The following is a 23,531-nucleotide window of genomic DNA, read 5'->3' on the forward strand; positions in this document are numbered from 1 at the left end:
CATTGCTTGCACAACCGCTGTAATCTAAGACTTTTTTAACATAGCTCATTCATTACGAACCGTCCAGCAACCAGGAAAAGAAATCTTTCGTCCTGATTGAGTTAGAACAATTTGTGAAAAGTTATGCTTAAATCATTGTAACGCGACCAAATTGTTTCAGAGAAAAAACACTGTTAAAAACCCGCTTCCATCTGTATTAAAATGCACCAGCGAATAAACAGCGTTATGCACCAAAATAATGAAATTTTTATGACTCTGCATCAAAAGAAGGCAAGCAAAACGTTTCGATAAAAATAAAACATTCCCAGGCGCGTTTACATCAAGAATATATGCAACAATTTATCGCTTCGTTTAGAAGGATAAATATTCACCAATTTTCAGTATCCTGAAAGAATGATTAACTGGTGCTAAATTATCGAGCGCGTCAGTTAACTCCTGCACAGGTTCATCTAAAGCTTCATCTGCCAGTTCAAACACGCCCCAGTGAATTGGAAACGCCAGAGGGCAACCCAACTGCTGCCACAATGCCACCGCTGATTGCGGATCCATATGATGAACAGCCATGAACCATCGTGGGGCATAGGCACCAATCGGCAACGCGGCGGCATCTATCTGGCCCAGGCGTTCAGGAATCAACAACAGCTCAGGCGAATAGCCGGTATCACCGCTGAACCAGAAACGGTGATGCCGTCCTTCCATCACCCAGCCGCACCATAAGGAACGATTGCGGTTCCATGGCGTGCGCATGCTCCAGTGCTGTGCCGGCACGGCGGTCAGCGTCATCCCCTGCCAGGTTAAACTCTGCCACCAGTCGAGTTCGACCACGCGTTTTGCTCCCCGGCGACGAAACCAGTCGGCCAGGCCCAACGGAACGAAACAACAGACGTCGGGAAAGCGCTTGAGGATCCTGCGAATGGTTGCGTCATCAAGATGATCGTAATGATTATGGGAGATGACAACCGCATCAAGCTGATGAAGTTGCTCGACAGACAGTACGGGAGGCGTTTTGCGCTGGGGTCCCAGGAAAGGCAGCGGAGAAGCGCGTCGAGAAAACACCGGATCGGTAAGGATGATATTGCCGTCCAGCTGCAGCAACACACTCGCGTGTCCGAGCCACCACACCCCATCTTCATGAGATGCCGCAAGCTCAACCGGTTGCCACCACTGGCGGATGAAATCGTCATAACCCAGCGCGGGCGGCTTCGGTAAACCGGCCTCTTTGCGCGCTTTACGCCAACGGTCAAGGTCACCGGGTTGATGTCCGACAGGAAGGGTATTACGAAAACCGTTCGGGGTATGATGTTTCAGGGAGGGGTCATACCAGGGATTTTTCCAGACCACAGCCACCTCCCAGGACAAAAAAGATTAACGCTCAGCCACCAGGCGGATAAAGTCGTCTTCGTCTTTGTTATCTTCAGCGACCGCGTCTTTCGGCGCGTCTTTCTCTTCCGGTTCGTTAGCCTCGCAAAGACGGCGTAGCAATGCATTCTGGCGTTTTTGCTGATCGAGCAGTGCTTCCAGCAGTTCGATCTGCTCATTTGTACGCGAACTGGCCCGATTCACGAAAAACCAGATGACCAGCCCCACAAGCAGAACCACCAAAGAAATCATCAGGGATGCCATATTCAGCAGCCCTGAATTCAGTAACTCACCCATTTCACCACCTCAATAAAAACGTCTATTTTACCACTGGCGTGAAGGAAGGAAATCACGTTGAGAAAAAATGTGTATTACCACGGAATAAATTTGTTGATTGCGCAAACGCCGCTAAAAAACTGTACATCCTGATCGCACATCACATTGATCGTCTGCGTCCATAACACCACGCACGCTATCAGTACGATAATCAGAATTACCCAGCGTATTTTTTTCACTCCACACTCCGTCTAAGGACCTGATGTAACGAGATTATCACGCTTATCTTAAACAAGGACTAACTGCGCCTCCATCGCGGTTTTTAAGAATGCTGCACTTGTTTCATTGCGTAGACACGTTACGCTAGCATTACGATAACAACGATAAAAGAGGTAATAATGCGATTCATCATTCGAACAATTATTGCACTGGCCCTTGTCTGGATTGGCCTCCTGTTAACGGGCTATGGTGTGCTTGTGGGGAGCACCGAAAACGCAGCCGGGTTAGGCATTCAGTGTAAATACCTAACCGCACAAGGAATGAGCACCGCCCAGTATCTGCATACTGACAGCGGGATCATTGGCTTAACCCAATGTCCTGTACTGCGTAAAACATCCGTCGTGATTGATAACGGCTAATCAGCCAGGTTCATGAGGCATAAAAAACGCCGCATCAGATGCGGCGTTTTTTCATTTCAGCAGGGATTAAAACGGGTAGTCGTGATAGCCCATCTGTTCAGAAATTTTACGTGCGGCAGTGTGCAGAATAGTCACATACTCATGCAGACGCTCTTCGGAGAAGCGTAAGGTTGGGAAAGAGATACTTAAGCCTGCAATCACCACCCCAAAGCGGTCAAATACCGGGACGCCGATACAGCGCAGCCCCTCTTCCTGCTCTTCGTTATCTTCGCCATACCCTTGCTCGCGCACGCGGTCGAGCACCGTCAGCAGCGCTTCCGTACTGGTAATGGTTCGTTCCGTGCTGCGCTTGTATTCCACGCCTTCGAGGATCTGCTCCACTTCCTCGCGATCGCGCCACGCCAGCAGAACCTTACCAATCGCGGTACTGTAGAGCGGGTTGCGGCGCCCAATGCGCGAATACATGCGCAGATTGTACATGGAGTCGATTTTATGGATGTAAACGATGCTGTCTTCATCCAGCGCACCGAGATGAATGGTCTCTTTGGTCAGGCGAGAGATTTCACGCATCTGAATGTCCGCGCTGCGGATCAGGTCAACGTTTTGTAGCGCACGCGCCCCCAGTTCAAACAGCTTCAGCGTCAGAGAATATTTTTCAGACTCGCCTTCCTGCGCAACGTAACCCAGTGACTTCATGGTTTGCAAAAAGCGATAAACGGTGCTTTTTGACATCATCACGCGCTGTGACAGCTCTGTAATACCTATTTCACGCTCTTCTCCAAGCGCCTGTAAGATGCCAAACACCTTCAGCACGGAAGAAACAGAATCTGGTTGTTTATCCAAATCCGCAATAGCCATTTACCACCTCATAGCGAGTGTTTTATAAAAATCAGAACTGGTTTTTATTATAAGTTCCCGTCATGTCAGCTGCAATCAATCCGCGTTTACTTCGTTACAAATCTGCGACATATCGCGGCTGTAACAATGCTAAAATAGTTACCCTGAGAATAATTTCACGCTGAGCTTTTTACTCCTGATGGACAAGAATCTTTCCGATGGCCTGCCCTTACCCCAGCGGTATGGCGCAATAGCGACCATCATTATCGGTATCTCCATGGCCGTCCTTGACGGCGCGATTGCGAACGTTGCCCTGCCAACCATCGCCAGCGACCTGCATGCCTCACCCGCCAGTTCGATTTGGATTGTTAACGCCTACCAGATTGCGATTGTGGTTTCACTGCTCTCGTTCTCTTTCCTGGGCGATATGTTCGGCTATCGCCGGGTGTATCAGTGTGGCCTGGTGGTTTTCACGTTTACCTCCCTGTTCTGCGCCCTTTCAGATTCACTGCATACCCTGACGCTTGCGCGCATCGCCCAGGGCTTTGGCGGCGCGGCGCTGATGAGCGTAAACACGGCGCTGATCCGTTTGATTTATCCGCAGCGCCATCTGGGGCGCGGGATGGGGATAAACTCATTTATTGTGGCCGTCTCTTCAGCCGCAGGGCCAACCATTGCGGCGGCGATCCTTTCCGTCGCGTCATGGCAATGGCTGTTCGCCATTAACGTGCCGCTGGGTATCCTCGCCATCTTCTTTGCCCTGCGCTTTCTTCCCGCTAACGGTCCCAAAATCAGCATGCCGCGCTTCGACGTGACGAGTGCGGTGATGAATGCCCTGACCTTCGGCCTGCTGATTACGGCGCTGAGCGGCTTTGCGCAAGGACAATCGCTGATGCTTACCGGCGCGGAGCTCATCGCCCTGCTGGCGATCGGCTTCTTCTTTGTTCGCCGCCAGCTCACCCTCCCCGCGCCTTTGCTGCCCGTTGATCTGCTGCGTATTCCTCTCTTTTCACTCTCCATTTGCACGTCCGTCTGCTCGTTTTGCGCCCAGATGCTGGCTCTGGTTTCTCTGCCCTTCTTTCTGCAGAGCGTGGTAGGCCGGTCAGAAGTGGAGACCGGACTGCTGCTCACCCCCTGGCCGCTGGCGACCATGGTGATGGCCCCGCTGGCAGGGTACTTAATTGAACGCGTTCACGCCGGTTTACTCGGGGCGCTGGGGCTGGCGGTAATGGCGACAGGCCTTTTCGCACTGGCATTGCTGCCCTCGTCGCCTTCCGATCTGGACATCATCTGGCGCATGATCCTCTGCGGCGCGGGGTTTGGGCTTTTCCAGTCCCCCAATAACCACACCATTATCACCTCAGCACCGCGCCATCGTAGCGGAGGGGCCAGCGGCATGTTGGGAACCGCGCGTCTGCTTGGGCAAAGCACCGGTGCAGCGCTGGTCGCCCTGATGTTTAACCTCGCAGGCCAGAACGGCAACCATGTTGCCCTCCTCACCGCCGGTGTACTTGCCACCCTCGCGGCTATCGTCAGCGGCCTGCGGGTGACCCAGCCTAGGGTTCAGGCATAAAAAAAGCCGGGCGGAGTGTTCTCCTGCCCGGCTTATTGTGTTTTGTTGCGTTACTTCAGGTATTCCCCACTGCGCAGCGCTTCAATACGTTTATCCAGCGGCGGGTGAGACATAAACAGCTCGCTCAGCGATTTGGATTTACCGTTAATGCAGAAGGCCATCATGCTGTTCGCTTCCTGCGGCTCGTAGGAGGTTTTCAGACGCTGCAGCGCGGCAATCATCTTCTCGCGACCAACCAGCTTCGCAGAACCGGCATCCGCGTGGAATTCACGGTGGCGGGAGAACCACATCGTGATGATGCTCGCCAGAATACCGAATACCAGTTCCAGCACCATCGACACGGCAAAATAGATCAGCGGGTTGCCGTTGCTCTCTTCGCCTTCGTCACGGTTGCCGCCAATGAAGCCAGCGGCAATCTGCGCCAGAATACGGGAGATAAAGATCACGAAGGTGTTTACCACGCCCTGAATCAGGGTCATGGTCACCATGTCACCGTTTGCGATATGGCTGATTTCGTGGGCGATAACCGCTTCGGCTTCGTCACGGCTCATGTTCTGCAGCAGTCCGGTGCTAACAGCGACCAGTGACGCATCGCGACGGGCACCCGTGGCGAACGCGTTGATGTCCGGAGCATGGTAAATGGCCACCTGCGGCATGGCGATCCCGGCCTGACGGGACTGCTGAGCCACCGTATTCATCAGCCACTGTTCCATATCGTTACGCGGCTGTTCAATAACCTCACCCCCTACCGATTTCAATGCCATCCACTTTGACATCAGCAGGGAGATGAACGAGCCACCAAAACCAAACAGCAGCGCCATAATCAACAGACCCTGAACGCTGCTCGACTGAATTCCTGTCAGGCTTAGCACGAGCCCGAAAACCACCATCACCGCCAGGTTGGTGAGCAGGAAGAGCGCGATTCGCATCATAATTTTCTTTTTACCTCAGTTTAACAAAACGCACTATGCGATTACCCACATCGTATGGGTATTGCGGCTATTTTCAAGCATCCGGCGGGCGTAAGTCACCAGAAAGACACAACTTTACACAATTGAAAATCTGGCTGACGGAAGGATGAAGAACAAAAAGAAACAGGCACAATCTCTTGTGCCTGTTGGGAGGTTATTTTGCCGGAGCGGGCTGTACGGCAGGTTTCTCTTTTTCCTGATTCGCCAGGTCGAGCGCGATATGCACCGTCTCGTCGAGATACGGATCCGGCTCCTGGTAATCTTTTGGCAGATCGTCCAGTTTCTTGAGCAGAGGTTTACCTTCGCGCTTGAAGCGATCGTTGATACGCGCCAGGCGGGTTGCATCGTCTTCGTTGTTCTCTTTTTCACGCTGAGCGTAGTTCAGAGAAACGATATTCCGCTTATCTTTCAGGGCATTGAATCGGGCAATATCCTTCAGGATGTACTGGAACTCCGGATCTTTCGCGATGCGGTCGTTATGCGCCTTCAGCAGCTCAGGGCCAAATTGCGTCATATCACCCGCTTTCACGTAGGTCGCGGCATTGATGCTGTCCCACGGCAACGCGTTATCTTCAAACTTCTCGCCAGTTTCCGTCTCCTGAGTGCCTGTCGGCATGATGATATCCGGCGTGACACCCTTACGCTGCGTACTGCCGCCGTTTACGCGGTAGAATTTCTGAATGGTGTACTGAACCGAGCCCAGTGCAGGCCATTCCGGACGCAGCATTTGATCGTAAATCCGATTCAGAGAGCGGTACTGCTGAACGGTGCCTTTACCGAAGGTTGGCTCACCGACGATCAGCGCGCGGCCGTAGTCCTGCATGGCAGCGGCGAAGATCTCAGATGCAGATGCACTGAAGCGGTCAACCAGAACCACCAGCGGGCCTTTGTAGTAGACCACACCGTCATTGTCCGCATCTTCGCGCACTTTACCGTTGTTATCGCGCACCTGAACCACCGGGCCAGATGGGATGAACAGGCCAGAGAGTGAAACCGCTTCCGTCAGCGCCCCGCCGCCGTTACTGCGCAGGTCGATGATGATGCTGCTGACGTTCTGCTTTTCAAGTTTCTGCAGTTGAACTTTCACATCGTCAGTCAACCCGACGTAGAAGCCAGGAATATCCAGGACACCCACCTTCTCTTTACCCACGGTTTTCACCGACATTTTCACCGCGCGATCTTCCAGACGGATACGCTCACGGGTCAGGGTAACGATACGGGTTTTGGTACCTTTTCCGGCTGGCAGAATTTCCAGACGAACCTTGCTGCCCTTCGGACCTTTGATCAGCGCAACCACGTCATCAAGACGCCAGCCGATCACATCGACCATGTTCTGGCCGGTTTGTCCCACACCCACAATGCGATCGCCTACGCTAATGGCTTTGCTTTTGGATGCCGGACCACCCGCGACCATCGAATTGATCACCGTATAATCATCGTCCATCTGCAGCACCGCGCCGATACCTTCCAGAGACAGGCTCATTTCGGTATTAAACTGCTCGGTGTTGCGAGGTGAGAGATAATTGGTGTGCGGATCGATTTCGTGCGCAAAGGCCGTCATGGCCAGTGAGAAAACATCCTCACTGTTGGTCTGTGCCAGGCGACGAATGGCAAATTTGTAACGACGCGTCAGCGTGTCACGGATCTCTTTTTCGTCTTTGCCGGTGAGCTTAAGGCTCAGCTCGTCGTATTTCACTTTGCCGTCCCACAGCGCATTCAGCTCGGCTTCATCTTTTGGCCAGGGCGCTTTGCTGCGGTCCAGATTGAAGGTGTCGTTGCCGGTGAAGTCCATCGGACGTTCCAGCACTTTCAGCGCGTACTGATAGCGTTCGAAGCGGCGCTTTTGCGACAGGTTGTAGAGATCGTAGAAGAGATCCAGCTTGCCTGAACGCAACTCGTCACCCACCTCGGATTTCCGCTTAGCGAACTGCTCGACATCGCTGGCGAGCAAAACGTTATGGCTGTAATCCAGCAAGTTCAGATAGCGGTCAAAGATTTTGGCCGAAAAGGCCTGATCGAGATCGAACTGACGATAGTGCGAACGGGTGAAACGTGAGGTCACGCGCTCGCTCACCGTCGCGTGCTGCGTCTCTTCCTTGAGTACCGGAATTTGATCAACACGCGTGATATCGTCCACTGCAAAGGCGTGACCTGTTATAGCAAACAGGCCCGCCAGCGCGGTGAGCTTAAAAAAAGTGTTCATGCCAGGCTTGGCCTCCGTTTCAGAACAACAAGTGTTCTGCGCGTACAATCATTGACATACCAGAAGTCAGCTGTACACGAACGCCATCTTTGGTGATTTCCAGTACGGTGGCGTCCATAGCATTGTTACCCGCTTTTACCTTCAGTGCCTGACCCACGCTCAGGGCGTTGATGTCAGAAACCGGGGTATGGCGCGGCTCTTCACGAGGCGCACGCGGGGCTTTTGCTGCTGGTTTGTCTGCACGCGGTTTGCGATCGTTATTATCGTGACGACGCGGCGCAGGGCGTGGTTTACGCTCACGACGAGGCGCTTCTTCCTGGCCGTTTGCCGCGGCGGCTTCGCGTTTTTTCGCTTGCTGTTCTGCACGTTGTGCCTGAACGCGTGCTTTGGCTTCTTCCAGCTGCTTGCGCGCGTGCTCAACGTGCTGCTCGTCCAGCTCACCGCAAGGGTTGCCGTCGAGATCCACGCGGGTCGCGCCAGGTTTGATACCGTACAGGTAACGCCAGCTCGAAGTATAAAGACGTAAGGCGGAACGCAGCTGAGTTTTGCTGAGGTTCATTTCCCCTTCAACACGCGCCACCAGATCCTGAAAAATACCGACTTTCAGGGGACGAGCTTCGCCTTCCGCGCTGAAGCACTGCGGGAAACGCTCGGCCAGAAATGCGATAACTTCTTTACTGCTATTCAACTTAGGTTGATTTTCCATGAAATTTCCTGATTACAACGGACGTTGCCAACAAGCGCAGGCATGAACAGGCGTCATTATAATGACGCTATCAGTAAATGCTACGTTATCCGTTGATTATCCTGCGACGCTCGCAAAGAATTTTTGATAATCGGTTGCTGCGAGTACGTTTTCCAGATTCGCCACCAGCTCGCGCAGCCCCTGTTCGTCCTCGGTTGTAAAGCGACTGAAGACCGTACTGTCGATGTCCAGAACGCCAATAATCTGATTTTTGACCACCAGCGGCAGAACGATTTCAGAATTACTGGCGGCATCACAGGCGATGTGCCCGTCAAACGCATGAACGTCTTCCACACGCTGGACCTGATTCTCGGCCACCGCCGTGCCGCATACGCCACGCCCTACCGGAATACGCACGCAGGCCAGTTTGCCCTGGAACGGACCGAGCACCAGCGTTTCACCTTCCAGAAGGTAAAAGCCCGCCCAGTTCACGTCAGAGAGACGTTCAAACAGCAATGCGCTAGTATTTGCCAGAGTGGCTAAGAAGCTGGTCTCACCCGCCATCAATGCCTTAAAATCGCGGTTCAGATCCGCGTAGAATTCTGTTTTGTTCATTATTCAATCACTTAGTTGTCTTACAAAATTACCGCATAGCCTATTAAAATAAGCATTAAATGCGCTCATGCTCAAGATGAATCCGTTCATGAGTTATTATAACTTTCAACAATACTTATTTGTGCGCAGCTGATGGCCTTAAAAACAACCAAAATTACGCCGACGAGAAAGATAACTGTCCATACGGTAAGCGAAGCTTTGCCTCGTGCACATTATCAGCGTTGCCCCCAGTGCGATACGCTTTTTATGTTGCCGAAGATGAAATCGCACCAAAGTGCCTTCTGCCCCCGCTGTGACGCCAAAATTCGCGATGGCCGCGACTGGTCGTTGACCCGCCTCGCCGCCATGGCCGTTACCATGCTGCTGCTGATGCCCTTCGCCTGGAGTGAGCCGCTGCTAAAACTCTACCTGCTCGGCGTGCGCATTGACGCCAACGTGCTGCAGGGCATCTGGCAGATGACCCGTCAGGGCGATCCCATCACCGCCGCGATGGTGCTGTTCTGCACCGTCGGCGCACCCCTGGTGCTGGTTGCCGCCATTGCCTATCTCTGGTTTGGCAACATTCTTGGCATGAACCTTCGCCCGGTGCTGCTGATGCTGGATAAGCTCAAAGAGTGGGTCATGCTGGATATTTATCTGGTAGGCGTGGGGGTTGCGTCAATAAAGGTGCAGGACTACGCCTTTTTGCAGCCCGGCGTCGGACTCTTTGCCTTCATCTGTCTGGTATTGCTGAGCATCCTGACGCTGATCCACCTGAACGTTGAGCAGCTCTGGGAGCGATTCTACCCTCAGCGCCCCGCCACGCGTCCCGATGAAAATCTGCGCGTCTGTCTGGGTTGCCACTATACCGGGTTACCCGACACGCGCGGACGCTGCCCGCGGTGCCACATTCCGTTGAGACTGCGGCGCAATAACAGCCTGCAAAAATGCTGGGCGGCGCTGATCGCCTCCCTGGTGTTCCTGATCCCCGCCAATATGCTGCCGATTTCCATCATTTACGTGAATGGTGGACGTCAGGAGGATACTATCCTCTCCGGGATTATCTCCCTTGCGCACAGCAATGTCGGGGTGGCGGCAATCGTCTTTATTGCCAGTATCCTGGTTCCCTTTACCAAAGTGGTGGTGATGATTACCCTGCTCATCAGCATTCACTTAAAGTGTGAACAAGGTTTACGGACCCGCATTTTGCTTCTGCGATTCGTCACCTGGATTGGCCGCTGGTCAATGTTAGATCTGTTCGTGATTTCGCTGATGATGTCGCTCATCAATCGCGATCAGTTACTTGCTTTTACAATGGGACCCGCGGCTTTTTATTTCGGCTCTGCGGTGATATTGACTATTCTTGCTGTGGAATGGCTGGATAGCCGCTTACTTTGGGATGCACATGAGTCAGGAAACCCCCGCTTCGCCGACTGAAGCGAGAATTAAAACAAAACGCCGCATTTCGCCATTCTGGTTGCTGCCCGTCATCGCCCTGATGATTGCAGGCTGGCTTATCTGGACAAGCTATGAGGATCGCGGCAGTACCGTCACCATTGATTTCCAGACCGCCGACGGCATCGTCGCCGGGCGAACCCCCGTTCGCTTCCAGGGGGTTGAAGTGGGTACGGTTCAGGATATCTCCCTTGGAAAAGGGCTGAACAAGATTCAGGTGCGGGTCAGCATTAAATCTGACATGCAGGATGCCCTGCGCAGCGAAACGCAGTTCTGGCTGGTGACGCCAAAAGCCTCGCTGGCCGGTGTTTCCGGTCTGGATGCGCTCGTCGGCGGTAACTATATCGGCATGATGCCCGGCAAAGGCGAACCGCAGGATCACTTTGTGGCTCTGGATACGCAGCCCAAATACCGCCTCAATAACGGCGATTTGATGATTCATCTCCAGGCGCCGGACCTCGGTTCCCTGAACAGCGGCTCCCTGGTCTATTTTCGTAAGATCCCGGTTGGCCGCGTGTACGATTATGCGATTAACCCGAATAAACAGGGCGTCACCATTGATGTGCTGATCGAGCGCCGCTTCACCAATCTGGTGAAAAAGGGCAGCCGCTTCTGGAACGTGTCCGGCGTGGATGCCGACCTCAGCCTGAGCGGTGCAAAAGTGAAGCTGGAGAGTCTGGCCGCACTGGTGAACGGCGCCATCGCCTTTGACTCCCCGGAAAACTCAAGCCCTGCCACGGCTGATGACACGTTCGGATTGTACGCCGATCTGGCGCACAGCCAGCGCGGCGTGATCGTCAAACTCGCCCTTCCCGATGCTAAAGGACTAAAAGCGGGTTCAACGCCGCTGATGTATCAGGGTCTGCAGGTCGGCCAGCTCACCAAAATGACGCTCAACCCGGGCGGTTCGGTCACTGGCGAAATGACGGTCGATCCGAGCGTGGTCGATCTCCTGCGCGAGAAAACGCGCATCGAAATGCGCAGTCCAAAGATCTCCCTGAACGATACCAGCCTCAGCACGCTGCTGACCGGCAATACCTTTGAGCTGATCCCCGGGGAAGGTCAGCCCAGCAATAGCTTCGTGATTGCCCCGGCGGATAAAGCCCTGCTGCAAAAGCCGGGCGTCGTGACGGTTACGCTCAATGCGCCAGAAAGCTATGGGATTGAAGCCGGTCAGCCGTTGATTTTACACGGCGTGCAGGTGGGACAGGTGCTGGAGCGGAAGCTCTCCGCGGATGGGGTGCAATTCTCCGTTGCCATCGACCCGCAATACAGAGACCTGGTACATGGCGACAGTAAATTCGTGGTGAACAGTCGCGTCGACGTGAAGGTAGGTCTGGACGGCGTGGAGTTTCTCGGCGCCAGCGCCAGCGAATGGGTGAACGGCGGCATCCGTATTTTGCCGGGGGATAAAGGCCCCGTGCGCGACAGCTACCCGCTGTATGCCAACCTTGAGAAAGCGATTGAAAACAGCCTGAGCGATCTTCCTACCACCACGCTGACGTTAAGCGCCGAGACCCTGCCGGACGTTCAGGCGGGCTCCGTGGTGCTGTATCGCAAGTTTGAAGTCGGGGAAGTGATCACCGTTCGCCCGCGTGCCGACGCCTTTGATATCGAACTGCACATCAAGCCGGAGTACCGCAAGCTGCTGACGCCGAACAGCGTCTTCTGGGCTGAAGGCGGCGCGAAAGTGCAGCTGAACGGTAATGGACTGACCGTGCAGGCCTCTCCGCTGTCACGCGCGCTGCGCGGGGCGATTAGCTTCGATAACCTCAGCGGAGCGGGCGCGAACCTGCGTAAAGGCGATAAGCGAATTCTCTTCCCGTCCGAGACCGCCGCACGCGCCGTGGGCGGGCAGATTACCCTGCACGCGTTTGACGCCGGCAAGCTGGCGGAAGGCATGCCCATCCGCTACCTGGGCATTGATATCGGGCAGATCCAGAAGCTGACGCTGATCACCTCGCGCAACGAGGTGCAGGCTACCGCCGTGCTCTACCCGGAATATGTGCAGACCTTTGCGCGCGCGGGTTCGCGCTTCTCGGTGGTGACACCGCAGATCTCGGCCGCAGGCGTTGAGCATCTCGACACCATTTTGCAGCCGTACATCAACGTTGAGCCCGGCCAGGGCAATGCCCGTCGTGATTTCGAGCTGCAGGAAGCCACGATCACCGACTCGCGCTACCTTGGTGGCCTGAGCATCGTGGTGGAAGTGCCGGAAGCCGGCTCGCTGAGCATCGGCACGCCGGTCCTGTTCCGCGGCATTGAGGTCGGTACGGTCACGGGCCTGACGCTCGGGACGCTCTCCGACCGCGTGATGGTGGCGCTACGCATCAGCGAACGCTACCAGCACCTGGTGCGTAATAACTCGGTGTTCTGGCTGGCATCCGGCTACTCGCTGGACTTCGGCCTGACGGGAGGCGTGGTGAAAACCGGGACCTTCAACCAGTTCATTCGCGGTGGTATTGCGTTTGCCACACCGCCGGGGACGCCGCTGGCGCCGAAAGCGCAGCCGGGTAAACATTTCCTGCTGCTCGAAAGCGAACCGAAAGAGTGGCGCGAATGGGGAACCGCCCTGCCGCGTTAATCTGCAAGGCTCCGGTGTCAACGCACCGGAGCCTTTATGTTACACTGCGCACCTGAACTTTTCCCTGTGGTGTGCCCGTGGCTCAAAACTCCGTATTTCTTCCTGAACAATTCCTGGCGCAGATGCGCGAGGCGCTTCCTTCTCACCTGTCGTTAGACGATTTTATCGCCGCCTGCCAGCGTCCGTTACGCCGCAGTATTCGCGTCAACACGCTGAAAATCAGCGTCGAGGATTTTCTGGCGCTGGTCGCGCCCTACGGCTGGCAGGTTACGCCGGTACCGTGGTGCGTTGAGGGGTTCTGGATCGAGCGCGATGACGAAGACGCCGTGCCGCTGGGAAGCACCGCTGAACATCTGAGCGGCCTGTTCTATATCCAGGAAGCCAGCTCGATGCTGCCGGTGGCAGCCCTGTTCGCCGATGGCAATTCGCCTGAACGCGTAATGGATGTGGCCGCGGCGCCTGGCTCAAAAACCACGCAGATTGCCGCCCGTATGGGTAACCGGGGCGCGATCCTCGCCAACGAGTTTTCCGCCAGCCGCGTGAAGGTATTGCATGCCAACATCAGCCGCTGCGGTATTCATAACGTTGCCCTGACGCACTTCGACGGCCGCGTGTTTGGCGCCGCCCTGCCGGAAGCCTTCGACGCCATTCTGCTGGACGCTCCCTGCTCCGGTGAAGGGGTGGTGCGTAAAGATCCCGATGCGTTAAAGAACTGGTCCGTGGAAAGCAACCTTGAGATCGCCGCCACGCAGCGGGAGCTGATCGAGAGCGCATTCCATGCCCTTCGCCCAGGCGGCACGCTGGTCTATTCAACGTGTACCTTAAACCGCGATGAAAACGAAGACGTCTGCCTGTGGCTGAAAGCGCAATACCCGGATGCGGTCGAATTCCTGCCGCTTAACGATCTGTTCGCCTCGGCACAGGAGGCGATTACGCCGGAGGGTTTCCTCCACGTATTCCCGCAGATTTACGACTGCGAAGGCTTCTTTGTGGCACGTCTGCGTAAAACGCAGGCGGTTGCTCCCCTGCCCGCACCCAAATTCAAGGTCGGCAACTTCCCGTTTGTCCCCCTCAAAGGTCGCGATGCAGCACAGCTTGTCGCCGCCGCCGAAAAGGTTGGCCTGATCTGGGATGAGAGCCTGCACCTCTGGATCCGTGATAAAGAGGTATGGCTGTTCCCGGCTGAGATCGAACCGCTCATCGGAAAGGTCCGTTTTTCCCGAATTGGGATCCGCCTGGCGGAAGTGCATAATAAAGGCTATCGCTGGCAGCATGAGGCCGTCATCGCCCTTGCCGGGCACGAGAATGCCTTTGCCCTGACGCATCAGGAAGCCGAAGAGTGGTACCGTGGTCGCGATGTCTATCCTGACAGCACGCCATCAGGCGATGAAGTGATCGTGACGTATCAGGGATACCCGCTCGGGCTGGCAAAAAAAGTCGGTTCACGACTGAAAAACAGCTATCCGCGCGAGCTGGTCCGGGATGGACGACTGTTTACCGGTAACGATCGCACGGCCTGAAAAAAAGCGCATTTTTTTTACTGGCGATTTTGCTCTCCTTGTCTACGATCAAAAATGGGTGGCCGTACTGGTCATACCAGATTTTGACAACCGACCCGGAGAGCACTATGACGAAAACCAGCGTGCGTATTGGCGCTTTTGAGATCGACGACGCAGAACTGCGCGGCGAAGCGCAAGGCGATCGAACGTTAAGTATTCCCTGCAAATCCGACCCGGATTTGTGCATGCAGCTCGATGCATGGGATGCAGACACCAGCGTCCCGGCAATACTTGATGGCGAACATTCTGTTCTTTACCGTGAGCATTACGATAGTAAAACCGATGCCTGGGTCATGCGTCTTGCCTGACCTAAAGAGAACCCGCCCGAAGGCGGGTTATTTATTACTGCAGCTGCGCCAGCGTAAAGTAACCGTCAAATACGGCCCCCGTATCAATGTAGTGCAGATTGTCAAAATCATACCTTCTGTCGACGGGCGTATGTCCGAACCAGAAATGATCCGCACCGCTGATGCCCTGCCCTTTACCCACCATAAACCCCATCAACCGATCGCGATCCCATAAAACGCGCTGGGCGCTCACCGGTTTTTGCCAGCGGTATTCCGCTGCCGGATAATCCGCATGGGCAATCACGTTCAGACCGTTCGCACAGGTTATCTCGATGATATGCGGTAAATCGTGACAGGCCTCGAGCAACGATAGCGCAAGCTGTTGCTGGTCCCGGTCAAGTTGCCTGAACCATATTCCGCCATTCATTGTCCAGAGTGAAAAATCGTTATTATCCAGACTGTCGAGCGCCATTTGCTCATGGTTGCCCCGGACGGCACGAAACCATTTTTCATTGATAAGCTGTAATGATTTAACGCTGTCCGGACCGCGATCGATCATATCCCCAACGGAAATAAGCAAATCCTCATACGGATTAAAATGACGGCGTTTAAGCTCATCCATAAGCCGCTGATAACAGCCATGTATATCGCTGACCACCCAGACGTGACGCCACATTCCACCTTCAATTCGCTGATACATAGCCCCTCCTGTTAACAGTATAGCCGCCACAGAAAGGGCAACAGCCGGGCGTGGTCCTCACGAAGTGAAACAAACGGTAAACCAAACAGAAATAAAGATCCTCGCGCTATTAATCCCTTTTTCCTGGCTCTTTAGAATAAGGGTATAAAAAAAGAGGGGTCTTCACGTGTCTAATACGCACCTGCATAACGATGTTTTCTATCCGCATCGCACAAATATTATTTCTGAGCTTGTGAACGGCAAACGCGTCCCGGGGCCGATTTGGCGCAAGCGCGAATATCGCCTGAAGTTCCTGTTACGTTCGCTGGTATTCTGGTCTTCTACCCATCGCATGCTGGAGGCGCTTTCTGGTCGCGACGATTTCGACAGACTTCTGGCCTCTCAAATTACATTGCCGAGCAAAACCCACCGGCAGTACCTGATGCGCGGTTTGACGGCTAACGATCGCGCCGACGCGATCGTTAGCCATTATTACTGGATTGATAGCCTGAAAGAGAGCGGCCTCGCCCTGGCACTGACCAGCCCACAGGAGAAGCCCGTTGCGCAGTTCCATGCAAAAGACGGAGTTATCTATACGGTTAATGCGTCCTCTGCGGGGAAAGCCGAGCGTGAAGGCGAAAGCACGCTTTGGCTTCGCGACAACGAGGATACGCTGCTGGCCAGCCTGACCTTTAGCGTCGCGCGCAGCAATGGGCAACAGGTCATGGTCATCGGTGGGCTTCAGGGCCCCCGCCGCAGCGTAACGCGTGACGTTATTAAACAGGCCACCCGCGCCTGCCACGGTTTGTTCCCTAAGCGCGTGTTGATGGAAGTGCTTTTCCAGCTGGCTGCACAGTCCTCCGTCCGGGCGATTTTTGCCGTCAGCGATGAGGGCCACGTATTCCGTGCGCTGCGCTATCGCCTCAGCAAAGGCCGCCATTTCCACGCCAGCTATGATGAATTTTGGGCCTCTCTGGACGGTAAAAAGCTCTCAGCCTTCTGCTGGCAGCTGCCGCTACAGATGGCGCGTAAATCGCTTGAAGAGATTGCCAGTAAAAAACGCGCTGAATACCGCCGTCGTTTTGAGCTGCTTGATGAAATTGAGGCGTCGGTTAAGTCGCACTTTTAGACCCCGCACGCGCTTTCTTGAATTGCACACGAAAATTTAACAAAACAGGCAAAAAGGGCTGGACTACAGCATGCCGTAGTGTGTTATGTTTTAACCAGACGTACAGGACGTGCGCTGCAGAAGTGAGACAACAAAAGGATTAGTCTTTTACTTTTATGCAGATAAAAAGAGACCGAATACGATTCCTGTATTCGGTCCAGGGAAATGGCTCTTGGGAGAGAGCCGTGCGCTAAAAGTTGGCATTAATGCAGGCTAAGTCGCCTTGCCTTTTAAGAATAGATGACGACGCCAGGTTTTCCAGTCCACAGCTAAAGCGGTCGGAAAAAAAGCGCCAGAGCATCATAAAATGTGAAAAACCGCAGTGCTTTCGCAAGCATCTGCGGTTTTTTATTGGAAACCTGAACGTTAGCAGAGCTTGTCCGCGCGCTCGATAAACGGGGCCAGGCTCATTTTCTGTCCCGGATTCGCCGGGTCATCGATCTGAATGATGCTAATCGGCTGGCCGCTGCTCTTTCCGCTGGCCACCTGCTGCTCGGCGGTTTCATTTAACGGGTATTGCACCAGCGTGCTCGGGTTAATCGCGTACAGCGCATGGCCCGGACGGCAGGTCAGCATCACCTCTTCGCGGTTGAAGGCCCATTTGTCCTTACCCACTTCAAAACGGCTGACGGTGATAACCTGCGGTGCGGCAAACGCGCTCCCCGTGCAGGCCAGCAATATGAGAGAAAGTACTGTCTTTTTCATATGATATTTAACCTTGTCAGAAGGGTTCCCAGGTGGCGAACAGACTGACCGTTGCCAGTACCAGCGCCCCCAGCACCACTTCTGCCTGTGTCATCCTGATAAAAATCTGTTGTGCTCGCCCGGTCTCCGGACGAAACCGTGGCACCAGAAAATACCGATTTGCCAGCGCAATTACCACCATCAACGCCACCAGCGCACATTTGAACAACAAAAACTGCACGTAGTCAGCCTGCCAGGGAATATGGACGCCCAGTATCATGAGTGCATTGATCGCTCCGCTGAGCAGCACGCCCGCGACCGCATAATGGCCCACGCGCGAGAAGCGCATCATGGTATAGATGGCGGCATTCTGCCAGCGCCCTTTCGCCAGACGCATGCAGAACAGCAGGGGCAGTAATCCGCCAAGCCAGGTAGCAGCACAGATCAGGTGAAAAGCGTGATTAAGGCGCTGCAGCGCCCCCATCGGACCGTCGTTCATCGCCGCGTGCCCTACCCCCGCCAGCAGGATAAGCTGCCCCATGGCGAGCAGCAGCAGCCGCGAACCCTTCAGCGGCGCGAGCCATGCTGCAGCGACCGTCATCGCAGCGAGAATCATTTGCCACAGCCAGACGCCGCCAAACTGTGTCCTCATTACGCCGGACCAGACCTGTGGGGCAAATACATCGCCCCAGCCGTTACCCATCTGCCCGCCCTGAAGCATAAACATCAGGAGTGCAGCCGCCAGGCTCACAAAAGCCGCCACTTTCTGCTGCAGCTGGAAACGTCGGGACATCAGCCGCTGGAGAGAGGAAGGCGCAAACCAGACGCTGTAAAGCGCGTTGCCAAAAATCAGCATCAGCGCCCCGAAATGGATAAAGCGCAACCCGATATAACACAGCGCCAGCATGCTATTTCACGCTAAAGTGATAGCTACCTTTGGTTTTATGACCGTCTACAGAGACGACATGCCAGTCTACCTGGTACGTCCCTGGCGTCAGCGTTTGGTCCAGCGGAACGGTGAGCTGCGCCTTGTTCTTTTCGTCGCGCGTGGCGGTTCCCGTTTTGATGACCTGCTTTTGCGCATCCGTCACCACCACACCGCTAAATCCCGGTTCGATGCCTTCTGAAAAATTCAGCGTCAGTGCCTGCGGAGCGCTCACCACGCTGTCCGCTGCCGGGATCGGCTGCTTAAGGTGCGCATGCGCCAGCACGGAGGGGGTCATCATTGTAGAGGCCAGAAAAACCAGTGCGCATACCGCGCGGGAAGCGGAGAAACCCATCGCAATCATTCCTTTTTGTTATGTCTGTATGCTAAAGAATAACGCTGTATAATAAACGAGTCGAGGATCATCCTGCCTCCGCTTGTCATCGTCGTGCAATCGCGGTAACGTTGCCGCCGCATAAAAAGGAGAAGGTAATGAAGATCAATCTGGCCGCCCTTCCACAGGACGAGATGGATAAAGTGAATGTCGATCTCGCTGCCGCTGGCGTCGCGTTTAAAGAGCGTTACAACATGCCTGTCGTGGCTGAAGTCGTTGAACGGGAACAGCCCGCCCATCTGCGCGACTGGTTTCGCGAAAGACTCATCGCCCACCGTCTCGCCTCGGTCAACCTCTCCCGTTTACCGTACGAACCTAAAGTTAAATAAGCTTAACGAGCCGTTACACTTCCTTACGCTGAATCTGGCAGGATAAGAAAACCCTGATAAATTTAGGTGTATTCTTAAATCCCTGCGACTCAGTGTATAAGGAAGTCACGATGTCACATTGGAATATAGCGGCGGCCCAGTATAGCGGGCAGCATCAGAGTGTCGATGACCATATCACGCACCACCTGCGCTTCATCGCCGAAGCAGCACGGCAGGGGTGCGATCTGCTGGTGTTTCCTGAACTGTCATTAACAGGCTCGGGAACGACGACGTTACCTCTCCCACCCGGCGATGCCCAGCTGGAACCGCTGCTCGACGCGGCGCATCGTTACCGGATAACCGTGATTGCCGGGCTCCCCGTGGAGCGGGATGGTCAGCGCCAGAAAGGTCTCGCGCTCTTCACCCCCGCTCGTCAACGCATCCTTCGCTACCCGCAAGGTGGCGGAGCCAGCCTGGTGCCGGGAGAGAAACAGCTCAGCATTATTGATGCGCATGCCGATTCCCCCAATCTCGATCCCAGAGCGTCGCTGTTTACCAGCTGTCAGTCAGTGGAGGATAACCGCTGGCGGCAGTCCATCAGTACCCTGCAGCGCTTTGCGCATAAATATGCCATAGCGGTGCTGATGGCGAACGCCTGCGGCGGTAGCGCGCTGTGGGATGAAAAAGGCCAGCTGATCGTTCGCGCGGATAAGGGCGAGCTGCTGTTGACCGGCACGCTCGGCGGAGAGGGTTGGCAAGGCGATATCATTCCTTTAGGCTAGGCGTTTTAAGCTCAGGAGTGTTCAATGCTGCGCGTCATCGATACCGAAACTTGCGATCTTCAGGGCGGAATTGTGGAAGTGGCCTCTGTCGACGTGGTTGATGGTAAAATCGTCAACCCAATGAGCCATCTGGTGCGTCCTGACCGCCCCATCAGCCCTCAGGCGATGGCTATCCATCGCATTACCGAATCGATGGTGGCGGACAAGCCGTGGATCGAAGAGATCATTCCCCACTATTACGGTAGCCCCTGGTACGTCGCGCATAACGCCAGTTTTGACCGCCGGGTGCTCCCTGAAATGCCGGGGGAATGGATTTGTACCATGAAGCTGGCGCGTCGCCTCTGGCCGGGCATTAAATACAGCAACATGGCGCTGTACAAGTCCCGCAAGCTCAGCGTCCGCACGCCTGAGGGGCTTCATCATCACCGCGCCCTGTACGACTGCTATATCACCGCCGCGCTACTGATTGATATCATGAATACCTCAGGCTGGACGCCGGATGATATGGCGACCATCACCGGCCGTCCCGCACTGCTGACCACGTTTACCTTTGGTAAATACCGGGGCAGTGCGGTGTCGGATATTGCGGATAAAGACCCGGGCTATTTGCGCTGGCTGTATAACAACCTTGACAAAATGAGCCCGGAACTGCGCCTGACGCTAAAGCACTATCTGGGCGAAGCTTAACGCTCTGCACGGCCTGGCAGCGTCTCCTGCGCCAGGCCAATCAGGAAGGCATACTCCAGCGCCACCCCTTCATACGATTTAAATCGTCCCGATTTCCCGCCGTGTCCGGAATCCATGTCGGTACACAGCAGCAGCAGGTTGTCGTCGGTTTTCAGCTCCCGCAGTTTCGCCACCCATTTTGCCGGCTCCCAGTACTGCACCTGAGAGTCATGCAGGCCGGTGGTGACCAGCATGTGGGGATAGGCTTTCGCCTCGACGTTATCGTAAGGGCTGTACGTTTTCATATAGCGGTAGTAAATCTCATCCTGCGGATTCCCCCACTCTTCAAACTCCCCGGTCGTCAGCGGAATGGATTCATCAAGCATGGTCGTCACCACATCGACAAACGGCACCTGCGCGACAATCCCCTTAAAGCGTTCAGGACGCTGGTTGATAACCGCCCCCATCAGCATACCGCCCGCGCTGCCGCCCATGCCAAAGCAGAGCTTCGGATCGCCATAGCCCTGATCAATCAGCGCATCGCAGACGTCGAGGTAGTCATTGAAGGTGTTTTTCTTTTTCAGGAATTTCCCGTCCTCATACCAGTGCTGCCCCAGCTCACCGCCGCCGCGAATATGGGCGATGGCGAAAACAAAGCCGCGGTCGAGCAGGCTTAAACGGCTGCTGCTGAAATCGGCATCCATGCTGGAGCCGTAGGAGCCGTAGCCGTACACCAGGATCGGGTTTTTGCCTTTCTGGAAATGGGCTTTGTGATAGACGAGCGAGACGGGGACCTCGACGCCATCCCGGGCGGTGACCCACAGGTGCTCGCTGCGGTAGTTTTCGGACTCAAACCCTTTAACCTCGGTCTGCTTTATCACCTGACGCTGCCCGGTATCCATGTCCAGCTCAAACAGGGTGTCCGGTGTGGTCATGGATGAGTAGCCGTAGCGCAGCCGCGATGATTCGGGTTCAGGATTGAACCCAATCCACGTCACATAGGCCGGGTCGTCGAACGCGATCCCCACCACTTCCCGCGTTTTGCGGTTGATTTGCCGGATGCTGGTCAGCCCGCGCTGGCGCTCCTCCACCACCAGCCAGTCGGTGAACAGGGTAAACCCTTCCAGCATCACCTGATCCCGCGCGGGGATAAGCACCTCCCACTTGCGCTCATCGCGTACTTTGGTTTTATAGAGGCCAAAGTTTTTACCCTCGCGATTCGAGCGCAGATAAAAGCTGTGCTGGAAGTGATCCAGGCTGTACTCATGATCCTTTCGGCGCGGCAGGAAACAGAGCGGCTGGGCGTCGGGCAGTTCGGCATCCAGCAGCAGGACTTCCGATGTCGTGGCGCTGGCCAGGAAGATAATCACATAATGGCGCGAAGAGGTTTTATGCAGGCTGACATAAAACGTTTCGTCTTTCTCTTCATAGACCAGCTCGTCGTCTGTGGAGTCCGTTCCGATGGTGTGCCGCCATACCTGATAGGGCAGCAGCGTACAGGCGTGCTTTTTGACGTAGTACACCGTCTCGGAATCATTCGCCCAGACAAAATCCGGGGAGACGTTTTCCAGCATTTCCGGATACCAGTTGCCGGTGTCCAGATTGCGAAAACGCAGGCCGTACTGGCGACGGGAGAGATAATCCTCCGCCAGCGCCATCACCGCATTATCCGGCGAAATGGACATGCCGCCCAGAGTATAAAACTCGCTGTGGGCCGCGCGCTGATTGGCATCCAGCAGAATATCCCACGCATCCCATTCGGCGCTCAGGACCGACTGACGCTGGTAGATGGGATACTCGTTGCCGGGCTCATAAATATGGCGATAGCGATAGCCATTTTTGGTCCAGGGCGCGGAGATATCGCGCTGAGGAATACGCTGCACCATTTCATTCAGCAGCTGGTCCTGAAGCGTCTGCTGGCTGGACATAACCTTGCGGCCATAGTCGTTTTCCTCGTGCAGGTAGTCGAGCACCTCTGGCCGGGAGCGTGAATCGTCCCGTAGCCAGTAATAGTTGTCTATACGCGTATCGCCATGCGTGGTGATCGCATAAGGTATACGTCGGGCTTTCGGTGGCATGTCGTCATTCTTTTTCGTTTTACACCCTATAAGGTTGGCAAAACCCACGCATGATGCAAGCGAAACCGGGTCGCAACGGCGAGAACTATCCCTGTAACGCCTGTTTTTGTTCCCGAATATCCCGCTCAATGCCCTCACGCACGTCCTGCGGGATCTTCAGCGCGTCGCCAAGCGCATTCAGGTAGCTGCGCTCCATAAAGTGATCGATATCGATGGCGGCACAGCTGAGGAAATAGAGTTCAAGCGCCTCTTCCTCATTTTTCACGCTTTGCGCCAGACGCTGCGGATCCAGGGGCTGTTCGATGGCCTGCGCCACCAGCGCTCTGCCCTTCTCTTCGACGCCGGCTTCGCGCAGCTGCTGTTCGATCGCCAGCCGTTCCTTATCGTCGATATGTCCGTCACTTTTCGCGGCAAAAACCAGCGCAAGAATGAGCCTCTCGGTGCGCAGATCCAGCGGCGAGGTGTGCTCGCCGTAGTGCGGTTCATTGCTGTGCGCGGTCCGGACCCTGTCCTTGTATTTATTCCACAGGACGGTACCCGCAATGGCGCCCCCACCGGCCAGCAGCGCGCCTGTCCCGTACTTTGCCAGCAGCTTGCGCGAGGATTTATTCGCGACCAGCAGGCCTGCCAGCCCGCCGAGCGCCCCGGGCACCAGTAGTTTGCTGAGATCCCGCTCGCCGGAAGACGACGTTTTCTGCCCTAACAGTGATTGCAATTGATTTAGCCAGCCAGACATGGTTTCCCTCACTTAACGGTGAACATGTTCCACAGCGTAAGCGAGCAGGCGTCAGGAAATGTCTGGACGGGCTAAAGAAGCGCAAATTTC

At 55.1% G+C, this 23,531-nt stretch carries 24 protein-coding genes; 10 read left to right on the forward strand and 14 right to left on the reverse strand.

Translation table 11 applies throughout. The features are described from left to right. Positions 1 to 351 precede the first annotated feature (351 nt). The 3 genes from ACEPLT_RS13585 to mgrB all read right to left on the reverse strand — a co-directional run bounded on the left by ACEPLT_RS13585 (position 352) and on the right by mgrB (position 1,874). Positions 352 to 1,341: an MBL fold metallo-hydrolase gene (locus ACEPLT_RS13585; RefSeq protein WP_074165698.1), complete on the reverse strand. Its 990-nt coding sequence runs from the start codon at positions 1,339 to 1,341 to the stop codon at positions 352 to 354. A gap of 24 nt (positions 1,342 to 1,365) precedes the next feature. After that, positions 1,366 to 1,656, reverse strand: coding sequence for a YebO family protein (locus ACEPLT_RS13590; protein ID WP_008500484.1), 291 nt, complete (start codon positions 1,654 to 1,656; stop codon positions 1,366 to 1,368). Positions 1,657 to 1,730: 74 nt separating this feature from the next. After that, complete coding sequence (mgrB, locus tag ACEPLT_RS13595; protein WP_006175995.1) at positions 1,731 to 1,874, reverse strand: PhoP/PhoQ regulator MgrB; 144 nt, start codon at positions 1,872 to 1,874, stop codon at positions 1,731 to 1,733. Positions 1,875 to 2,033: 159 nt separating this feature from the next. Between mgrB and ACEPLT_RS13600 the strand changes: the two genes are divergently transcribed. Beyond that, a complete protein-coding gene (locus tag ACEPLT_RS13600) occupies positions 2,034 to 2,273 on the forward strand; it encodes a YobH family protein (RefSeq protein ID WP_008500483.1) in 240 nt (79 codons plus the stop codon). A gap of 66 nt (positions 2,274 to 2,339) precedes the next feature. On the opposite strand, the gene kdgR is transcribed toward ACEPLT_RS13600, so the two are convergent. Next, on the reverse strand, positions 2,340 to 3,131 hold the full coding sequence (gene kdgR / locus ACEPLT_RS13605) for a DNA-binding transcriptional regulator KdgR (RefSeq protein WP_008500482.1): 792 nt from the start codon (positions 3,129 to 3,131) through the stop codon (positions 2,340 to 2,342). A gap of 178 nt (positions 3,132 to 3,309) precedes the next feature. On the opposite strand from kdgR, the gene ACEPLT_RS13610 reads away from it, so the two are divergent. Further along, positions 3,310 to 4,683, forward strand: coding sequence for an MFS transporter (locus tag ACEPLT_RS13610; protein ID WP_032675029.1), 1,374 nt, complete (start codon positions 3,310 to 3,312; stop codon positions 4,681 to 4,683). A gap of 50 nt (positions 4,684 to 4,733) precedes the next feature. On the opposite strand, the gene htpX is transcribed toward ACEPLT_RS13610, so the two are convergent. From htpX to ACEPLT_RS13630, 4 genes are all read right to left on the reverse strand, one after another. Beyond that, positions 4,734 to 5,615, reverse strand: a complete 882-nt coding sequence (gene htpX / locus ACEPLT_RS13615) for a protease HtpX (protein WP_447088268.1) — start codon at positions 5,613 to 5,615, stop codon at positions 4,734 to 4,736. A gap of 193 nt (positions 5,616 to 5,808) precedes the next feature. After that, on the reverse strand, positions 5,809 to 7,857 hold the full coding sequence (gene prc / locus ACEPLT_RS13620; protein ID WP_008500478.1) for a carboxy terminal-processing peptidase: 2,049 nt from the start codon (positions 7,855 to 7,857) through the stop codon (positions 5,809 to 5,811). A gap of 19 nt (positions 7,858 to 7,876) precedes the next feature. Continuing rightward, on the reverse strand, positions 7,877 to 8,563 hold the full coding sequence (gene proQ, locus ACEPLT_RS13625) for an RNA chaperone ProQ (protein WP_014884292.1): 687 nt from the start codon (positions 8,561 to 8,563) through the stop codon (positions 7,877 to 7,879). A 96-nt stretch (positions 8,564 to 8,659) separates the two neighbouring features. Next, positions 8,660 to 9,157: a GAF domain-containing protein gene (locus ACEPLT_RS13630; protein WP_008500476.1), complete on the reverse strand. Its 498-nt coding sequence runs from the start codon at positions 9,155 to 9,157 to the stop codon at positions 8,660 to 8,662. Between the two features lie 132 nt (positions 9,158 to 9,289). Between ACEPLT_RS13630 and yebS the strand changes: the two genes are divergently transcribed. From yebS to ACEPLT_RS13650, 4 genes are all read left to right on the forward strand, one after another. Next, positions 9,290 to 10,573, forward strand: coding sequence for a membrane integrity lipid transport subunit YebS (yebS, locus tag ACEPLT_RS13635; RefSeq protein WP_021240425.1), 1,284 nt, complete (start codon positions 9,290 to 9,292; stop codon positions 10,571 to 10,573). Further along, positions 10,542 to 13,175, forward strand: a complete 2,634-nt coding sequence (locus tag ACEPLT_RS13640) for a PqiB family protein (protein WP_023325508.1) — start codon at positions 10,542 to 10,544, stop codon at positions 13,173 to 13,175. Before yebS ends, ACEPLT_RS13640 begins: the two co-directional genes overlap by 32 nt. A gap of 77 nt (positions 13,176 to 13,252) precedes the next feature. Beyond that, positions 13,253 to 14,695, forward strand: a complete 1,443-nt coding sequence (gene rsmF / locus ACEPLT_RS13645) for a 16S rRNA (cytosine(1407)-C(5))-methyltransferase RsmF (protein WP_232928637.1) — start codon at positions 13,253 to 13,255, stop codon at positions 14,693 to 14,695. A gap of 107 nt (positions 14,696 to 14,802) precedes the next feature. Then, positions 14,803 to 15,042, forward strand: a complete 240-nt coding sequence (locus ACEPLT_RS13650; RefSeq protein ID WP_008500472.1) for a YebV family protein — start codon at positions 14,803 to 14,805, stop codon at positions 15,040 to 15,042. A 34-nt stretch (positions 15,043 to 15,076) separates the two neighbouring features. Here the strand turns inward: ACEPLT_RS13650 and pphA are convergent, their stop codons facing one another. Next, positions 15,077 to 15,721: a protein-serine/threonine phosphatase gene (pphA, locus tag ACEPLT_RS13655; protein ID WP_232928639.1), complete on the reverse strand. Its 645-nt coding sequence runs from the start codon at positions 15,719 to 15,721 to the stop codon at positions 15,077 to 15,079. Positions 15,722 to 15,887: 166 nt separating this feature from the next. On the opposite strand from pphA, the gene ACEPLT_RS13660 reads away from it, so the two are divergent. Next, complete coding sequence (locus ACEPLT_RS13660; RefSeq protein ID WP_021240429.1) at positions 15,888 to 16,829, forward strand: VirK/YbjX family protein; 942 nt, start codon at positions 15,888 to 15,890, stop codon at positions 16,827 to 16,829. Positions 16,830 to 17,234: 405 nt separating this feature from the next. Here ACEPLT_RS13660 and ACEPLT_RS13665 read toward each other — a convergent pair whose 3' ends face one another. Genes ACEPLT_RS13665 through yobA form a run of 3 tightly spaced genes read right to left on the reverse strand, consistent with a single transcriptional unit; the run spans position 17,235 to position 18,832 of the window. Next, positions 17,235 to 17,573 (reverse strand): YebY family protein, encoded by a 339-nt coding sequence (locus ACEPLT_RS13665; protein ID WP_008500468.1) that lies wholly within the window; start codon positions 17,571 to 17,573, stop codon positions 17,235 to 17,237. Between the two features lie 16 nt (positions 17,574 to 17,589). After that, positions 17,590 to 18,459: a copper homeostasis membrane protein CopD gene (gene copD / locus ACEPLT_RS13670; RefSeq protein WP_008500467.1), complete on the reverse strand. Its 870-nt coding sequence runs from the start codon at positions 18,457 to 18,459 to the stop codon at positions 17,590 to 17,592. 1 nt (position 18,460) lies between these two features. After that, positions 18,461 to 18,832 carry a CopC domain-containing protein YobA gene (gene yobA / locus ACEPLT_RS13675; RefSeq protein ID WP_008500466.1) on the reverse strand — a complete coding sequence of 124 codons (372 nt, stop codon included), beginning with the start codon at positions 18,830 to 18,832 and terminating at the stop codon, positions 18,461 to 18,463. A gap of 137 nt (positions 18,833 to 18,969) precedes the next feature. Here yobA and ACEPLT_RS13680 point away from each other — a divergent pair, with 137 nt between their 5' ends. The 3 genes from ACEPLT_RS13680 to exoX all read left to right on the forward strand — a co-directional run bounded on the left by ACEPLT_RS13680 (position 18,970) and on the right by exoX (position 20,648). Next, positions 18,970 to 19,200: a DNA polymerase III subunit theta gene (locus tag ACEPLT_RS13680; protein WP_008500465.1), complete on the forward strand. Its 231-nt coding sequence runs from the start codon at positions 18,970 to 18,972 to the stop codon at positions 19,198 to 19,200. A gap of 110 nt (positions 19,201 to 19,310) precedes the next feature. Beyond that, complete coding sequence (locus tag ACEPLT_RS13685; protein WP_008500464.1) at positions 19,311 to 19,961, forward strand: carbon-nitrogen hydrolase family protein; 651 nt, start codon at positions 19,311 to 19,313, stop codon at positions 19,959 to 19,961. A gap of 24 nt (positions 19,962 to 19,985) precedes the next feature. Continuing rightward, positions 19,986 to 20,648, forward strand: coding sequence for an exodeoxyribonuclease X (exoX, locus tag ACEPLT_RS13690; protein ID WP_232928641.1), 663 nt, complete (start codon positions 19,986 to 19,988; stop codon positions 20,646 to 20,648). Here exoX and ptrB read toward each other — a convergent pair. Both ptrB and ACEPLT_RS13700 read right to left on the reverse strand, forming a co-directional pair. Then, positions 20,645 to 22,705: an oligopeptidase B gene (gene ptrB / locus ACEPLT_RS13695; protein ID WP_232928643.1), complete on the reverse strand. Its 2,061-nt coding sequence runs from the start codon at positions 22,703 to 22,705 to the stop codon at positions 20,645 to 20,647. The genes exoX and ptrB overlap by 4 nt on opposite strands. Before the next feature lie 85 nt (positions 22,706 to 22,790). Then, a complete protein-coding gene (locus tag ACEPLT_RS13700) occupies positions 22,791 to 23,441 on the reverse strand; it encodes a tellurite resistance TerB family protein (RefSeq protein WP_232928646.1) in 651 nt (216 codons plus the stop codon). Positions 23,442 to 23,531: the final 90 nt, after the last annotated feature.

The organism is Enterobacter sp. fkY84-1 (genome assembly GCF_052974705.1).

What these genes read in the sequence shown, in the direction of transcription:
- ACEPLT_RS13590 (WP_008500484.1), bottom strand. Translation starts at nt 1,656, where the DNA reads ATGGGTGAGTTACTGAATTCAGGGCTGCTGAATATGGCATCCCTGATG.
- ACEPLT_RS13600 (WP_008500483.1), top strand. Translation starts at nt 2,034, where the DNA reads ATGCGATTCATCATTCGAACAATTATTGCACTGGCCCTTGTCTGGATT.
- kdgR (WP_008500482.1), bottom strand. Translation starts at nt 3,131, where the DNA reads ATGGCTATTGCGGATTTGGATAAACAACCAGATTCTGTTTCTTCCGTG.
- ACEPLT_RS13610 (WP_032675029.1), top strand. Translation starts at nt 3,310, where the DNA reads ATGGACAAGAATCTTTCCGATGGCCTGCCCTTACCCCAGCGGTATGGC.
- htpX (WP_447088268.1), bottom strand. Translation starts at nt 5,615, where the DNA reads ATGATGCGAATCGCGCTCTTCCTGCTCACCAACCTGGCGGTGATGGTG.
- prc (WP_008500478.1), bottom strand. Translation starts at nt 7,857, where the DNA reads ATGAACACTTTTTTTAAGCTCACCGCGCTGGCGGGCCTGTTTGCTATA.
- proQ (WP_014884292.1), bottom strand. Translation starts at nt 8,563, where the DNA reads ATGGAAAATCAACCTAAGTTGAATAGCAGTAAAGAAGTTATCGCATTT.
- ACEPLT_RS13630 (WP_008500476.1), bottom strand. Translation starts at nt 9,157, where the DNA reads ATGAACAAAACAGAATTCTACGCGGATCTGAACCGCGATTTTAAGGCA.
- yebS (WP_021240425.1), top strand. Translation starts at nt 9,290, where the DNA reads ATGGCCTTAAAAACAACCAAAATTACGCCGACGAGAAAGATAACTGTC.
- ACEPLT_RS13640 (WP_023325508.1), top strand. Translation starts at nt 10,542, where the DNA reads ATGAGTCAGGAAACCCCCGCTTCGCCGACTGAAGCGAGAATTAAAACA.
- ACEPLT_RS13650 (WP_008500472.1), top strand. Translation starts at nt 14,803, where the DNA reads ATGACGAAAACCAGCGTGCGTATTGGCGCTTTTGAGATCGACGACGCA.
- pphA (WP_232928639.1), bottom strand. Translation starts at nt 15,721, where the DNA reads ATGTATCAGCGAATTGAAGGTGGAATGTGGCGTCACGTCTGGGTGGTC.
- ACEPLT_RS13665 (WP_008500468.1), bottom strand. Translation starts at nt 17,573, where the DNA reads ATGAAAAAGACAGTACTTTCTCTCATATTGCTGGCCTGCACGGGGAGC.
- copD (WP_008500467.1), bottom strand. Translation starts at nt 18,459, where the DNA reads ATGCTGGCGCTGTGTTATATCGGGTTGCGCTTTATCCATTTCGGGGCG.
- yobA (WP_008500466.1), bottom strand. Translation starts at nt 18,832, where the DNA reads ATGGGTTTCTCCGCTTCCCGCGCGGTATGCGCACTGGTTTTTCTGGCC.
- ACEPLT_RS13680 (WP_008500465.1), top strand. Translation starts at nt 18,970, where the DNA reads ATGAAGATCAATCTGGCCGCCCTTCCACAGGACGAGATGGATAAAGTG.
- ACEPLT_RS13685 (WP_008500464.1), top strand. Translation starts at nt 19,311, where the DNA reads ATGTCACATTGGAATATAGCGGCGGCCCAGTATAGCGGGCAGCATCAG.
- exoX (WP_232928641.1), top strand. Translation starts at nt 19,986, where the DNA reads ATGCTGCGCGTCATCGATACCGAAACTTGCGATCTTCAGGGCGGAATT.
- ptrB (WP_232928643.1), bottom strand. Translation starts at nt 22,705, where the DNA reads ATGCCACCGAAAGCCCGACGTATACCTTATGCGATCACCACGCATGGC.
- ACEPLT_RS13700 (WP_232928646.1), bottom strand. Translation starts at nt 23,441, where the DNA reads ATGTCTGGCTGGCTAAATCAATTGCAATCACTGTTAGGGCAGAAAACG.